Origin of the sequence: Achromobacter sp. HZ34 (assembly GCF_002209485.1) — a bacterium.
Taxonomy (GTDB): domain Bacteria; phylum Pseudomonadota; class Gammaproteobacteria; order Burkholderiales; family Burkholderiaceae_B; genus Bordetella_C.
The window spans coordinates 396,221-410,504 of record NZ_NJIX01000003.1; the positions used below are offsets into that span (position 1 = coordinate 396,221).

General features: G+C 62.7%; 12 protein-coding genes. 3 read left to right on the plus strand and 9 right to left on the minus strand.

All coding sequences use genetic code 11. The features are described 5' to 3' along the window. Positions 1-116 precede the first annotated feature (116 nt). Positions 117-1,082, plus strand: a complete 966-nt coding sequence (locus tag CEY05_RS13915) for a tripartite tricarboxylate transporter substrate binding protein (RefSeq protein ID WP_088598914.1) — start codon at positions 117-119, stop codon at positions 1,080-1,082. Between the two features lie 94 nt (positions 1,083-1,176). Here the strand turns inward: CEY05_RS13915 and CEY05_RS13920 are convergent, their stop codons facing one another. From CEY05_RS13920 to ribD, 5 genes are all read right to left on the minus strand, one after another. Next, entirely contained in the window at positions 1,177-2,733 is a 1,557-nt protein-coding gene (locus CEY05_RS13920; protein WP_088598915.1) for a SpoVR family protein, read from the minus strand. Beyond that, on the minus strand, positions 2,730-3,992 hold the full coding sequence (locus CEY05_RS13925) for a YeaH/YhbH family protein (RefSeq protein ID WP_088598916.1): 1,263 nt from the start codon (positions 3,990-3,992) through the stop codon (positions 2,730-2,732). The genes CEY05_RS13920 and CEY05_RS13925 overlap by 4 nt, the downstream gene beginning before the upstream one ends. 10 nt (positions 3,993-4,002) lie before the next feature. Continuing rightward, entirely contained in the window at positions 4,003-5,928 is a 1,926-nt protein-coding gene (locus CEY05_RS13930; RefSeq protein ID WP_088598917.1) for a PrkA family serine protein kinase, read from the minus strand. A 318-nt stretch (positions 5,929-6,246) separates the two neighbouring features. Then, positions 6,247-6,894, minus strand: coding sequence for a riboflavin synthase (locus tag CEY05_RS13935; RefSeq protein WP_088598918.1), 648 nt, complete (start codon positions 6,892-6,894; stop codon positions 6,247-6,249). 145 nt (positions 6,895-7,039) lie between these two features. Further along, complete coding sequence (gene ribD, locus CEY05_RS13940) at positions 7,040-8,215, minus strand: bifunctional diaminohydroxyphosphoribosylaminopyrimidine deaminase/5-amino-6-(5-phosphoribosylamino)uracil reductase RibD (RefSeq protein ID WP_088599223.1); 1,176 nt, start codon at positions 8,213-8,215, stop codon at positions 7,040-7,042. A 202-nt stretch (positions 8,216-8,417) separates the two neighbouring features. Between ribD and CEY05_RS13945 the strand changes: the two genes are divergently transcribed. Then, positions 8,418-8,981 carry a cysteine hydrolase family protein gene (locus tag CEY05_RS13945; RefSeq protein WP_088598919.1) on the plus strand — a complete coding sequence of 188 codons (564 nt, stop codon included), beginning with the start codon at positions 8,418-8,420 and terminating at the stop codon, positions 8,979-8,981. A gap of 5 nt (positions 8,982-8,986) precedes the next feature. Next, positions 8,987-10,000 carry a GlxA family transcriptional regulator gene (locus CEY05_RS13950; protein ID WP_088598920.1) on the plus strand — a complete coding sequence of 338 codons (1,014 nt, stop codon included), beginning with the start codon at positions 8,987-8,989 and terminating at the stop codon, positions 9,998-10,000. A gap of 64 nt (positions 10,001-10,064) precedes the next feature. Here CEY05_RS13950 and nrdR read toward each other — a convergent pair whose 3' ends face one another. From nrdR to tyrS, 4 genes are all read right to left on the minus strand, one after another. After that, positions 10,065-10,544, minus strand: a complete 480-nt coding sequence (gene nrdR / locus CEY05_RS13955) for a transcriptional regulator NrdR (RefSeq protein ID WP_088598921.1) — start codon at positions 10,542-10,544, stop codon at positions 10,065-10,067. A gap of 15 nt (positions 10,545-10,559) precedes the next feature. Beyond that, entirely contained in the window at positions 10,560-11,807 is a 1,248-nt protein-coding gene (glyA, locus tag CEY05_RS13960; protein ID WP_088598922.1) for a serine hydroxymethyltransferase, read from the minus strand. Between the two features lie 365 nt (positions 11,808-12,172). Then, positions 12,173-12,826, minus strand: a complete 654-nt coding sequence (locus CEY05_RS13965) for a YbhB/YbcL family Raf kinase inhibitor-like protein (protein WP_088598923.1) — start codon at positions 12,824-12,826, stop codon at positions 12,173-12,175. Positions 12,827-12,929: 103 nt separating this feature from the next. Next, complete coding sequence (gene tyrS, locus CEY05_RS13970; RefSeq protein ID WP_088598924.1) at positions 12,930-14,159, minus strand: tyrosine--tRNA ligase; 1,230 nt, start codon at positions 14,157-14,159, stop codon at positions 12,930-12,932. Positions 14,160-14,284: the final 125 nt, after the last annotated feature.

Consider the following 14,284-nt stretch of genomic DNA (forward strand, 5'->3'; position numbering starts at 1 on the left):
GAAGGTACTGAAGGTACTGCGGGCACTGCGGGCACTGCGAGCACTGCGGGCGTTGAAGGCCCGGCAAGAAGCATCGAGCACTGAACGAAGCACAAGATTCCAAGGGGAAAACCACCATGAACATTCTGCGTCGACTCATCCTGGGCGCCGCGCTGGCGCTCCCGCTCGCGACTCACGCGGCGGAGTCCTATCCCAGCAAACCCATCCGCCTAATCGTCCCCTTCGCGCCAGGAGGCAGCGTCAACCTGATGGGCCGGCTCCTGGCCGACAACCTGTCGCAGCGCCTGGGCCAGCAGGTGATCGTGGAAAACCGCGCCGGCGCCGGCGGCCTGATCGGCGCCGAACTGGTGGCCAACGCGGCCCCGGACGGCTACACCTTGCTACTGGCCACGATGGGAGCGCAGTCCATCCTGCCTTACCTGTCCAAGCAGTTGCGCTTCGATCCCAAGACCGCCTTCACGCCCATCGGCGAATTCGCCAGCCTGCCCAATGTCCTGGTCACGTCACCCGACCTGCCGGTGAACAACCTGGCCGACCTCACCGCCTATGCCAAGGCCCACCCTGGCGAGTTGAGCATGGCATCCGCGGGGATAGGCTCGGTCAACCAGATGGTGGGCGAATTATTCATGCTCAAGACCGGCACCCGGTTCACGCACGTCCCGTACAAAGGGGTCGGTCCCGCCATGGTCGATCTGATGGGCGGACGCGTGCAAATCCTCTTCGCCAACGTGCCCGGTGTCGCGGCCCAAGTGAAGGAAGGCAAGCTCAAGGGCCTGGGCATCGCGGGCGACAAGCGCAGCGCCATGCTGCCCGACGTCCCCACGATGAAGGAAGCCGGCGCTTGCGACTGCGTGGTGGAATCCTGGTACGGTCTCATGGGACCGGCCGGCATGCCCGCCGACCTGGTGGACCGCCTGTCCCGCGAGCTGCGCGACGTGGTCGCCACGCCAGCCATGCAGCACATGCTGGCCGAGCAAGGCGCCGAAGCCATACAGGGCACGCCCGCGCAATTCTCGGCCCTCATCGACGCGGAGTCCAAGCGCTGGTCGGAACTGATCAAGGAAGCCAGGCTGGCTGAATAGGAGCAAGCGCTGCGACTGCATTGCAGCTGCGCCAAGAAATAAGCCCCGGGCATTCGCCCCGGGGCTTTTCTGACTGCGTGGCACGACAGCCGCCTTACGGCGTCACTTCCCGATAGGACATCCGTTCCCCGCTGGTGTCGGTTTCCTCCAGGCGCACCTTGAAGCCCCACAAGCGCCCGAGATGCTTGAGAACTTCCTCGGCATCCTCGGCCACCAGCGGCCGGCCGCGCGTCTGCAGATGGCGCAGCACCAGTGACCGGTCGGTGTCGCGGTTGTAGCGCAGCACCTGGATATCCGGCACCTGGTTGTCGCGGTTGTGCTGCTCGGCGAGCAGCTTGCGCACGCGCCGGTAGCCTTCGTCGTCATGGATCGCCGCCACTTCCAGCTTGGGGTTGGACGCGTGGTCGGCAATGGCGAAGAAGCGGAAATCCCGGATCAGCTTGGGCGACAGGTATTGCGAGATGAAGGACTCGTCCTTGAAGTTGCGCATGGCGAAGTCCAGCGTCTTCAGCCAATCCCCACCCGCGATGTCGGGGAACCAGCGCCGGTCCTCCTCGGTCGGATGTTCGCAGATGCGGCGTATGTCCGTCATCATGGCGAAGCCCAGCGCATAGGGATTGATGCCGCCATAGCCACGCTGGTCGAAACCCCGCTGGCTCACCACATTGGTGTGGCTCTGCAGGAACTCGATCATGAAGCCGTCGGTCACCAGCCCCTTTTCATGCATGCGGTTAAGGATGGTGTAGTGCCAGAACGTGGCCCAGCCCTCGTTCATGACCTTGGTCTGCATCTGCGGATAGTAGTACTGCGCAATCTTGCGCACGATACGCACCAGTTCCCGCTGCCAGGTCTGCAGCTTGGGCGAATGCTTTTCGATGAAGTAGAGGACGTTCTCCTCCGGCTCCGGCGGAAAGACGCTTTCGCGGCCCTTTTCCTGCTCTTCCGATTTGGGCACCGTGCGCCACAGATCGTTGAATTGCAGCCGCTGGTATTCCTCGCGGTCCGCCACCCGTTGCAGCTCTGCCTTATAGGACACCGGCGCCGGCCGCTTGTAGCGATCGACCCCGTGGGAGGACAGCGCATGGCAGGAATCGAGAATTTCCTCCACCGCGTCGATACCGTAGCGTTCCTCGCACGCCATCACGTATTTGCGCGCGAACACCAGGTAGTCCACCACGCCCTCGGCGTCGGTCCACTGGCGGAACAGGTAATTTCCCTTGAAGAAAGAGTTGTGGCCATAGCTGGCGTGGGCGATCACCAGGGCCTGCATCGCCATGGAATTCTCTTCCATGAGATAGGCGATGCAAGGATCAGAGTTGATGACGATCTCATACGCCAGGCCTTGCGCGCCCTTGCGATAGGCCTGCTCGTTGACGATGAAATCCTTGCCGTAGGACCAGTGCGCATAGCCGACCGGCAGGCCGGCCGAGGCATACGCGTCCAGCATCTGCTCGGACGTGATGACCTCGATCTGGTTCGGATAGGTATCCAGCTTGAACTCGGCCGCGATCTTGGCGATGGCCTCGTCGTAGCGTTGCAGCAGCTCGAACGTCCATTCCGACGTGGTCGAGATAGGCCCTTCACCGGGCGTGCCGCCGCCCGGCAGGTCGCCGGTGGCGGGGGCTTCCAGCGCATTCAGGATGGCGTTCATGCGGCCTCCTTGCGGAACAACTCGTGAAACACCGAGAAAATCTCCGAGCGGTCGGATATGCGTCGCATGACGAAGTGCTCGGCCGGCTCCCGTTCGTATTCCGCCCACAGACTGCTCTTGCGCACGTCATGGATGTCGTGCAGCTCGATATAGGCGAAATACCGCGTGGCCGGCAACAAGTGCTCCGACAGGAAACGCACACTGCGGCCGGCGTCGGCACCGAAGGAATCGCCGTCGCTGGCCTGCGCCGCGTAGATATTCCAGGTCGACGGCGAATACCGCTTGGCGATGATCTCGTGCATCAGCTCCAGGGCTGACAACACCACCGTGCCGCCGCTCTTCGGATCGTGGAAGAAGGTGTCCTCGTCCACTTCCTCGGCATTGTCGGTATGGCGGATGAAAACCAGGTCGACATGCTCGTACTTGCGCGTCAGGAACAGGTAAAGCAGCGTGAAGAAGCGCTTGGCCATGTCCTTCTTGGTTTCGTCCATGGAGCCCGAAACGTCCATCAGGCAGAACATGACGGCGCGCGCCACCGGCACCGGCACCGACACGCGATTGCGATAACGCAGGTCGATTTCATCCAGGAAAGGCACCCGTGCCAGCCGGCCGCGCAAGCTTTCCACCTGATCGCGGGCGGCCTGCACCAGCTCGTCCGAAGCCTTGTCGGCCAGCAACGCTTCCAGCGCGTCCTCCGCCGCCGTCAATTCCTGGCGCGCGCCCACGCTCAGGGCGATACGGCGCGACAAGGAAGCCTTCAACGTGCGATTGACGCTAAGCGAGCTGGGCGACCCGGTCGTCGTGTAGCCGGCGCGCTGCCATTTCTTCTGGTTGACGTCACCCAGCTGGGTGCGCACCAGATGCGGCAATTCCAGGTCCTCGAAGAAGAAATTGAGGAACTCGGCACGCGACAGGGTGAACGTGAACTGGTCCACCGAGTCGCCTTCGCCCGGCTCATTGCCGCCACCCTGGCCGGCCCCACCCTGGGGCCGGTCTATGGTGTCGCCCGCGACGAACTCGCGGTTGCCCGGATGCACGATCTCCCGATCGCCCCCGGGTCCATGCCGGAACCGGGGTTCGGAGATGTCGCGGGTGGGCAGATTGATCTCCCCGCCCTGATCCATCTCTTCGATCGAGCGCTCGCGAATCAGGTCCCGGACTGCCTTGCGTACCTGAGTCTTGTAGCGCCGAAGAAAACGTTCCCGATTGACGGCGCTCTTGTTGCGTCCATTGAGACGACGATCGATAAGTGAGTTCATAGCACCCCGCTCAGGAGGATTTTCTGACCCGCAAATACCATTCGCAGAGCAGCCGCACCTGTTTCTCGGTATAGCCTTTATCGACCATCCGTTCGACAAAACTCTGGTGCTTGCTCTTGTCCTCGGCCGAAGCCTTGGCATTGAAGGAAATGACGGGCAGCAGGTCTTCGGTATTCGAGAACATTTTCTTCTCGATCACTTCGCGCAGCTTCTCGTAGCTGGTCCACGTCGGATTGCGGCCACTATTGTTGGCACGCGCCCGCAACACGAAATTGACGATCTCGTTGCGGAAATCCTTCGGATTGGCGATGCCCGCCGGTTTCTCGATTTTTTCGAGTTCGTCGTTCAGCGCCGAGCGGTCGAAGCTTTCGCCGGTTTCCGGATCGCGGAATTCTTCATCCTGGATCCAGCAATCCGCGAAGGTGACGTAGCGGTCGAAAATGTTCTGGCCATATTCCGAATAAGACTCCAGATAGGCGGTCTGGATTTCCTTGCCGATGAACTCCGCATAACGCGGCGCCAGGTAACCCTTGATGAATTCCAGATAGCGCCGCCGCGTGTCCTCGGGGAAGTCCTCGCGGCCGATGCGCTGCTCCAGCACATACATTAGGTGCACCGGGTTGGCCGCAACTTCGGTCTGGTCGTAGTTGAAGACGCTGGAAAGAATCTTGTACGCGAAACGCGTCGATACCCCGTTCATGCCCTCATCGGTACCGGCGTAGTCCTTGTACTCCTGCAGCGACTTGGCCTTTGGATCGACATCCTTCAGCGTCTCGCCGTCATACACCCGCATCTTGGAATAGATGTTGGAATTCTCCGGCTCCTTGATACGGGTCAGCACGGAGAACTGCGCCATCATGTCCAGGGTGCCGGGCGCGCAAGGCGCTTCGCTCAGCGAGCTGTTGCGCAGCAGCTTGTCGTAGATGCAGACTTCTTCCGACACCTGCAGGCAGTACGGCACCTTGACGATGTAGATACGATCGAGGAAGGCCTCGTTGTGCTTGTTGTTGCGGAAGGTCTGCCACTCCGATTCATTGGAGTGGGCCAGGATGCTGCCGTTGAACGGAATCGCCGAGAAGCCTTCGGTACCCTTGAAGTTGCCTTCCTGCGTGGCCGTCAGCAGGGGGTGCAGCATCTTGATGGGCGCCTTGAACATTTCGACGAATTCGAGCAAACCCTGGTTGGCCTGGCACAGGCCGCCGGAGTAGCTGTACGCATCCGGGTCGTCCTGCGAATAGCGATCCAGCTTGCGGATGTCGACCTTGCCGACCAGCGAGGAAATGTCCTGGTTGTTCTCGTCGCCCGGCTCGGTTTTGGCGATCGCCAATTGGCGCAGCACGGACGGGTTCAGGCGCACGACGCGAAACTGCGAGATGTCGCCGTCGAATTCCTTCAGGCGCTTGATGGCCCAAGGCGACATGATGCCGCTCAGGTAGCGCCGCGCAATCCCGTATTCCTGTTCGAGTTGTTCGCCAAAACGATCCGGGTGAAACAGGCCGAGCGGCGTCTCGTTGACCGGGGACCCCTTGAGCGCATAGATGGGGTAACTCTCCATCAGCGATTTCAGGCGTTCCGCGATGGAAGACTTGCCGCCGCCGACCGGTCCCAGCAGGTAGAGGATCTGCTTGCGTTCTTCCAGGCCCTGCGCGGCATGCTTGAAGAAGGCCACGATCTGGCTGATCACGTCCTCCATGCCGAAGAATTCCTTGAAGGCTGGATAGCGCCGGATGATGCGATTGGCAAACAACCGGGACAGCCGCAGATCGTTGCGAGTGTCGATGATCTCCGGTTCGCCGATCGCAGCCAGCATCCGCTCGGCGGGGCTGGCATACGCCATCGGATCACGCTTCGCCAGATTGAGGTATTCCTCAAGGGTCAGCTCCGCTTCCTGATCCCTGGCGTACTGCGACTTGAAGCCTTCTACGATGTTCAGCATCGTGACACCTCCAACAACGTCGTGCGAAAAGGTCTACTAAGCTCCCGTTAGCTCATTGTGTGCCTGTGTGTTCTGCACTGCTAGAGGTATTCGCCATTAGTTCATTCGTGGGTCATACATCGCAATGCGTTGTTGCTTTCGACACACACACACGGCATTACGGTCCGCGGCGATATGGTTTAGTCCAGTGACAAACAACACAAGTTCCGCAAAAAGAGAGGGGAAAACGCGCATTGAAATAAATCATCTCGATATACGCCATCAGCCTCTCACCACAAAAAACAGAGAAACGCGCGACCGTCCAATCCTGTTGAAGACCTACACGCCGCGATGGATTTCCTTCGCGCCCGGCGCGCTAAGCATGCGTTCGACATAGCGTGCAATCGTGTCGATTTCCAAGTTGACTTTGTCGCCCGCCTTTACGTTACGCAACGTGGTCACCTCTTGGGTATGCGGAATAACGTTAATACTTATGTTGGAACCCTTTCCTTCGGGCATATCTTCCACGCGATTTACCGTGAGGCTGATGCCATTTACGGTAACAGAGCCTTTATAAGCGAGATATTTCGCGATTTGCGTGGGGGCCCGGATGATAAGCTCCCTCGATTCACCGACCTGTTCATAGCTCTCCACGACACCCAGGCCATCGACGTGGCCGGACACCATATGGCCGCCGAGGGCGTCGCCGAGACGCAGCGCTTTTTCCAGGTTCACTTCGCCAGGCTGCGCCAATCCGGTGGTGAGATTCAGGCTTTCGCGCGAAACGTCCACTTGGAATTCACGACCCTGCAAAGCGACCACGGTCATGCAGGCTCCCTGGATGGCGATCGAATCGCCCAGCCCCACATCGCTCAAGTCCAGTGCGCCGGCGTCGATATGCAGGTGTAAACCCGCGTCGCCGTCATTGGATTCAAAAGGCTGGACACGTACGATACGTCCCACGGTCGCCACGATGCCGGTAAACATAAGAACTCACTCCTGGTAATTTCCTTGAACCGGAGCCACCATTCCGTTGCCGGATGGCAAGTAGGCACGCAAGCCGTGCGCCTGCGCGGCCTGGCCGCCGAGGACTAGGGGTAAACAATAGGGCAACGCCTGTGCGCGGCCCGCCTCAACTGGCGGCAGCAGCCGTCATCAACTGCTGCCAACGTTCCATATAGCGGCCGCGCAGGCGCACATCGCCGCCCAGCCGCGCTACATCGATGAATTCAAAACGGCGCGCTTCCTTCAGGTGCTCCAGCATGGGCAGGCCCACCATGCCGGCGGCATCGCCCAGCAACACCGGCGCGATATAGGCCAACACCTCGTCCACGCAATCGGCGGCCAGCAACGCACCGCTCAAGCCGGCGCCGGCCTCCACATGCACTTCATTGACCTGCTGCTCGCCCATCCACCGCAGCATCGCTGCCAGGTCGACGCGGCCGGGAAAGGCGCGGCCAGCGGAGGCCCGGCCGTCCGAGGCGCTGGCCGCAGGCGCGCCATCCGCTGCGTCGCCACCGGCGGCGGGCAGGCGGATCACGCGCGCGTTGCGCTGCTCCAAGCGCCGGGCCTTCTCCTGGTCGTCGCTGGTGGTAAACACCCATACCTCGGAACCGTCGAGCAGGCGGGCGTTTTCCGGCAGGCGCAGTTCGCTGTCCACAACCGCCTTGCGCGGCTGGCGCGGCAGGTCGAAATCCCGCACCGTCAGTTGCGGATCGTCCTTCAGCACGGTGCCCATGCCGGTCAGGATGACGTCCGCCCGCGCACGCCAGGCATGCCCATCGGCGCGCGCTTCCGCCCCGGTGATCCATTGCGACATGCCGTTATGCAGGGCACTGCGGCCATCCAGGGACGCCGCCAGCTTGAGCCAGGTCCAGGGCGTGCCGCGGCTCATGCGCGCGGCGAAGCCGGCATTCAGCGCCAAAGCTTCTTCCTGGCAGATGCCTGCCGTGACGGCGATGCCGGCGTCGCGCAGACGCGCCAGGCCGGCCCCGGCCACCAGCGGATTGGGATCGCCCATGGCCACCACCACGCGCGCCGGCGCCGCGGCCACCACGGCATCCGCGCAAGGCGGCGTGCGGCCGTAATGGCTGCAAGGTTCCAGGGTCACGTAGAAGGTGGCGCCGGCGGTGGACTCGCCACGCCTTGCCGCATCGCGCAGGGCACCGACCTCGGCGTGCGCACCGCCAGGCGGCTGCGTCGCGCCCTCGCCAATCACACGGCCATCGCGCACGATGACGCACCCCACCCGGGGATTGGGCGTGGTCGTGTACATAACGGTTCGGGCGAGCGCCAATGCGTGGCGCATCCAGTGCAGGTCGGCTTCGGTAGTCACGTGTGAATTGTATGCCCGGCCTCGTCATTGCGCTGGCGCCGGATTGCCCACACGGGCATCATGGCGATGTCCGAATCGGTCCGCATATGGTCCGGCCCGGATCTGGCATGACAACGGGCCGGGTTGCACAATGCGTTGCATACCGGCGCCAATCGCCGGTTTCCCGGAGAGTCACATGAAACAAGCAGTGCTGGTCATTGATGTGCAGGAATCCTTCCGGCGGCGTCCGTATTGGGACGACAAAGAATTGCCGGTGTTTTACGCTGCGCTCAAGCAGGTGCTCGGCCAGGCAGCCGCCGCGGGTATTCCCGCGCTGCGGATTTTTCATCACGAGCCCGACGCGCCGGCCGATGATCCTTTCTCGCCGCAGTCCGGCCTGGTGCGCACGCTGGAGGAAATCCATTACACGCCCGTGGCGACATTCCACAAAACGGTGCATTCCGCGCTCTATTCCAGGGATGGAAACGGCACCACCCTGGAGCATTGGCTACGCGAACATGGCATCGAGGAAGTCATCGTCTGCGGCATCCGTACCGAGCAATGCTGCGAAACGACGTCGCGCCACGCCTCCGACGCCGGCTTCCAGGTGCGCTTCGTCGCCGACGCCACGCTGACCTTTCCCATGGTCAGCGCCGCCGGCCGCCGTTACACCGCCGCCGATATCCGTGACCGTACGATGCTGGTGCTGGACGGACGCTTCGCCCGCATCGTCGACGCGGCAGGGGCCTTGGCGGCCTAGCGCTCATGGAGGCAAGCCAACGCCACAGTCCCGCAGCGCCGGCAGCCGCCCTGCCGCCCGTCTCCACGCCGGTCTATTTCATCCTGCTGCCGCGAACCGTCCTGCTGGATGTCGCGGGTCCGGCCGAGGTGTTCCGGGTGGCTAACAAATACGCGCCGGGAAGTTTCGAACTGCATTTTTGCGGTCCCGCCGCCGGCATGGATAGCGGCCTGCCCGGCTTGCGCCTGGCCGGGCTGGCGCCGCTGCCGCAACGGCTGCCCGCGCATGGGCTGGCCGTGGTGGTGGGGACGGTGGGTGCGGAGATCGCCTGGCAAGAGCAGGAGACGCGGCAACTGGTGGACTGGCTGGCGCGGCGCCATCCCGCCGATGGCTTTCGCCTGATGACGGTGTGCTGGGGCGCCCTGCTTGCCGCGGCGGCCGGCCTGCTCGACCAGCGCGCCTGCACCAGCCATCATTCCTGCCTGGGCATGCTGGCGCGGATAGCCCCCGAAGCGCGGGTGCTCGATAACCGCATCTTCGTGGAGGACGGGCGCGTACTGAGCAGCGCCGGCTATACCGCCGGCATCGACCTGGCCCTGCACCTGACCGCCAACCTGTGCGGTGCCAGGGTGGCCAGCGCGGTGGCGCGTGAAATGGTGGTCTATCTGCGCCGCGAGGGCGACGACCCCGCCGTTTCCCCCTGGCTGGAGCATCGCAATCACCTGCATCCCGTCGTACACCGGATCCAGGATGCCATCGTGCAGGAACCCGCGGCGCCGTGGTCGGCGCAGGCCATGGCAAAGCGGGCGCACACCAGCAGCCGTCATCTGGCCCGCCTGTTCGCGCGCCATGCCGGCTGTTCGCCGCTGGAATACCTGCACCGGATCCGCATCGCCATGGCGCGGGAACTGGTACGGGAGAGCGGGATGAGCCTGGAAAATGTGGCGGAGCGCGCCGGCTTCGGTTCGGTGCATCACCTGCGCCGTGTCTGGCGCAAGTTCGAAGCGCTGTCGCCAGGCGCCTGGCGCAACGGCGATTGATGGGGATGGCCGTCCATCGACAGCGAACAATGTGGGAAGCTTGCTGACGCCAGCAGCGACCCTCTTATTCCTTGCGCAGCTTGCCTTGCAACAGTGGGCCCTGCATCTCACGGATGGCTTCGATGAATTCGCCGATGTCCTCGAAACTGCGGTAGACCGAGGCAAAGCGCACGTAGGCCACCTTGTCGAGCTTCTTCAGCTCGTTCATGACCAGCTCGCCGACATAAGCGGACGGCACTTCGCGCTTGCCGCTGGCCAGCAGCGTCTCTTCGATGCGCGCCGCGGCGGCGTCGACGTCCTCGGTGCTGACCGGGCGCTTGCGCAGCGCCAGCGACAAGCTGCCGCGCAGCTTGCCTGGCTCGAAATCGCTGCGGCTGCCATTGCGCTTCACGATAGACGGCATGGTCAACTCGACCCGTTCGTAAGTCGTGAAGCGCTTGTCACACGATTGGCAACGGCGACGCCGGCGAATGGTATCGCCTTCTTCGGACACCCGGCTGTCGACGACCTGGGTGTCCGTATGCCCGCAGAATGGACAGCGCACGTTGCCGGACCCTGATCAGCCGCCGTAGACCGGCAGGCTGGCCGTCAGCGCATCGACGCGGGTACGCACCGCGGCGATGTTGGCTTCGTCGCGCGGGTTGTCCAGCACGTCGGCGATCAGGTTGGCGGTGAGTTCGGTTTCCGCTTCCTTGAAGCCACGGGTGGTGATGGCCGGTGTACCCAGGCGGATACCGCTGGTGACGAAGGGCTTTTCCGGGTCGTTGGGAATGGCGTTCTTGTTGACCGTGATGTGAGCCTGGCCCAGCACCGCTTCCGCTTCCTTGCCGGTGATGCCCTTGGCACGCAGATCAACCAGCATGACGTGGCTTTCGGTACGGCCGGAGACGATGCGCAGGCCGCGCTTGACCAGGGTTTCCGCCAGCACCTTGGCGTTCTTCACCACCTGCTCGGCGTAGCCCTTGAATTCCGGCTGCAGCGCTTCCTTGAACGCCACGGCCTTGGCGGCGATGACGTGCATCAGGGGACCGCCCTGGATGCCCGGGAAAATGGCGGAATTGATGGCCTTCTCGAACTCGGCCTTCATCATGATCACGCCACCACGGGGACCGCGCAGCGATTTGTGCGTGGTCGACGTGACGAAGTCGGCATGCGGCACCGGGTTGGGATACGCGCCACCCGCCACCAGACCGGCGTAGTGGGCGATGTCGACCATGAAAAGCGCGCCGTTGTCGCGCGCGATGCGGGCCATGCGTTCGAAATCGATGTGCAGGGAATAGGCGGAAGCGCCGGCCACGATCAGCTTGGGCTTGTGCTCTTGGGCCAGCGCTTCGACCTTGCCGTAGTCCAGCACTTCAGCGCTGTCCAGGCCGTAGGGCAGGAAATTGTAGAGCTTGCCGGACGCATTGACCGACGCGCCGTGCGTCAGGTGACCGCCTTCGGCCAGGCTCATGCCCAGCACGGTGTCGCCCGGCTTCAGGACCGCCATATAGACGCCCTGGTTGGCTTGCGAACCCGAGTTGGGCTGCACGTTGGCGGCTTCGGCGCCAAACAGCTGCTTCAGTCGATCGATGGCCAACTGCTCCGCGATGTCCACGAACTCGCAACCGCCGTAGTAACGCTTGCCAGGGTAGCCTTCCGCGTACTTGTTGGTGAGCTGCGTTCCCTGCGCCTGCATGACGGCGGGACTGGCGTAGTTTTCGGAAGCGATCAGTTCGATGTGCTGTTCCTGGCGCACATTTTCTTTCTGGATAACGGCCCAGAGATCGGGGTCGACCTGGGAGATCGTACGGGAGCGGTCAAACATGGAAAGTCCTGAGAGGAAAGTCTGAAAATCGGGGAAAACCAGGGGATAGGCGGTAGTTTACAGCGCGACCCACAAATGACAGCCCCCAAGAGACCCTGCCGTCACGTCCCACATTACGAAACGAACAGAAAAGCGCGCTAAAACACCGCGAAACGCGCATATAGGCGCCGGAATCAGGTCAAGGGAAAACCCTATTCAAGCAAGCATGAAAATATTTCACGCAGATGGCGGTTGTGGATTGCCACGCAATGGCGGGAATAAAAACGGCGGGGCATGAAAACGGCAGACATGAAAACGGCGGGCAAGCCCGCCGTTGCACCCTGCCGCCGCCATCCGGGACGCCGCGCGCCCCGGACAGCCCCAGGTCAGGCCGAAGTCGTGCCGATCTGCTTGGGCGCCAGGTCAGGATTGAGGGTGTAGGTCCCCGTCAACGCGGCCTGCGCCAGCACCTTGCCCTTGATCGCCGCCAGCACGTCGGCCCCCGTAAAGGCGCCCTCCAGGTCCAGCTTCGGTACGCTTAGCGCATACAGGGTGAAGACGTAGTGGTGCACGATGGCGTCGTTCCACGGCGGGCACGGGCCGTCGTAGCCGAAATAATCGCCGCTCATGTCGTGATCGGCCGCAAACCAGTCCGTATAGCTGTTGACGCCCTGGCGGGTGCCCTGGGGCGCCATCGGACCGCCCTTGCCACGCGGCGTGATGCCGTTGGAAAAAGCACCCTCCTCGATTTCCCGGGTTTCCGGGGCCAGGTCGATCAGCACCCAATGGTAGAAATCCACCCGGGGTAAATCCGCCGGCACCTGGCGCCCCTCCTGGTTGACGTCATCCGGCTTGCTGGGCACGTCGGGATCGTGCGCCACCAGGGCGAACGAAAGCGTGCCTTCGGGCACGTCGTCCCATGAAAACTGGGGGTTGCAGTTATCGCTTAGGGCAATATGGGTTTGTGCGTCGATGCGGCCGAACGCGTAGCGGTCGGAAAGAGCCTCGTTATCGGAAAAGGACAAGCTCGCGAGCTTCATGGCATGCCTCCTGATGCGTCGGACAGACTTAAGCGTATCTGTTTTGAATTGACTTGCGTAGTTCCAATCCAGGCTTACAGATTCGGTCGTACGGCGCCGCCAACTACCCGGCCAAGGTTACACGGGCGAACTTGCGTTTGCCCACCTGGATGACATACTCGCCGGCGGACAATTGCAACGATTTGTCTTCCACCTTGTCGCCATTGACGCGTACGCCGCCCTGCTCGATGTTGCGCTGGGCCTCGGCGCCGGACGCGCACAGGCCGGCCTCGCGCAGCACCTTCAGGATACCCAGCGGCGCACCGGCCACGTTGACCTCGGGCATGTCTTCCGGCAGGGCGCCATCACGGAAGCGCGCCTCGAAGGCGGCCAGGGCAGCCTGCGCCGCCGCGGCACCGTGGAAACGGCCGACGATCTCCTGGCCCAGGGCGACCTTGGCGTCGCGCGGGTTGCGGCCGCCGTCGATCTCTGCCTTCAGGGCGGCGATGTCTTCCAGCGTGCGGAAGGACAATAGTTCGAAGTAGCGCCACATCAGGGTATCGGAAATCGACATCAGCTTGCCGAACATCGATTCCGGGGTGTCCGAAATACCGATGTAGTTGCCCTTGGACTTGGACATCTTTTCGACGCCATCCGTCCCCACCAGCAAAGGCATGGTCAGGATGCACTGCTGTTCCTGGCCATACTCCTTCTGCAGCTCGCGGCCCACCAGCAGGTTGAATTTCTGGTCGGTGCCGCCCAGTTCCAGGTCGGACTTCAGCGCCACCGAGTCGTAGCCCTGCATCAATGGGTACAGGAATTCATGCACCGCGATGGGCACGCCGCCCTTGAAGCGCTTGGTGAAGTCGTCGCGCTCCATCATGCGTGCCACGGTGTAGCGCGAGGCCAGCTGGATGATGCCGCGCGCGCCCAGGGGATCGCACCATTCGGAGTTGTAGCGGATTTCGGTACGCGCCGGATCCAGCACCAGGCTGGCCTGGGCATAGTAGGTCTTGGCGTTGGCCTCGATCTGCTCGCGCGTCAGCGGTGGGCGCGTGTGGTTGCGGCCGCTGGGGTCGCCGATCATCGACGTGAAGTCGCCGATGAGAAAAATGACGTTGTGGCCCAGGTCCTGCAGCTGGCGCATTTTATTCAGCACCACGGTGTGCCCCAGGTGGATGTCGGGCGCCGTGGGGTCCAGTCCCAGCTTGATGCGCAGCGGCACGCCGGTGGCGCGGCTGCGCGCCAGCTTGCGTACGAATTCGGACTCGACCAGCAGTTCGTCGCAGCCACGCTTGGCAACGCGCAGGTCGGCCTCGACCTCGGGAGTAATGGGAGCTTCAGGGTGGGACATAGTCAGGGACAACCTTGCTGAACCAGGACGGGAATTCTGAACGGAGAAATCGGCCAGCCGTCGGAAAGGAGACGGAGGGCAATTTTCAGCACATTTACCTATGGAAAGATCTGAAAATTGGTCGA

Excerpts from the sequence above, each read along its gene's own strand:
- tyrS (WP_088598924.1), bottom strand. The coding sequence starts at position 14,159 with ATGTCCCACCCTGAAGCTCCCATTACTCCCGAGGTCGAGGCCGACCTG.
- CEY05_RS13930 (WP_088598917.1), bottom strand. The coding sequence starts at position 5,928 with ATGCTGAACATCGTAGAAGGCTTCAAGTCGCAGTACGCCAGGGATCAG.
- CEY05_RS13950 (WP_088598920.1), top strand. The coding sequence starts at position 8,987 with ATGGAGGCAAGCCAACGCCACAGTCCCGCAGCGCCGGCAGCCGCCCTG.
- CEY05_RS13925 (WP_088598916.1), bottom strand. The coding sequence starts at position 3,992 with ATGAACTCACTTATCGATCGTCGTCTCAATGGACGCAACAAGAGCGCC.
- ribD (WP_088599223.1), bottom strand. The coding sequence starts at position 8,215 with ATGCGCCACGCATTGGCGCTCGCCCGAACCGTTATGTACACGACCACG.
- CEY05_RS13945 (WP_088598919.1), top strand. The coding sequence starts at position 8,418 with ATGAAACAAGCAGTGCTGGTCATTGATGTGCAGGAATCCTTCCGGCGG.
- glyA (WP_088598922.1), bottom strand. The coding sequence starts at position 11,807 with ATGTTTGACCGCTCCCGTACGATCTCCCAGGTCGACCCCGATCTCTGG.
- CEY05_RS13965 (WP_088598923.1), bottom strand. The coding sequence starts at position 12,826 with ATGAAGCTCGCGAGCTTGTCCTTTTCCGATAACGAGGCTCTTTCCGAC.
- CEY05_RS13920 (WP_088598915.1), bottom strand. The coding sequence starts at position 2,733 with ATGAACGCCATCCTGAATGCGCTGGAAGCCCCCGCCACCGGCGACCTG.
- CEY05_RS13935 (WP_088598918.1), bottom strand. The coding sequence starts at position 6,894 with ATGTTTACCGGCATCGTGGCGACCGTGGGACGTATCGTACGTGTCCAG.
- CEY05_RS13915 (WP_088598914.1), top strand. The coding sequence starts at position 117 with ATGAACATTCTGCGTCGACTCATCCTGGGCGCCGCGCTGGCGCTCCCG.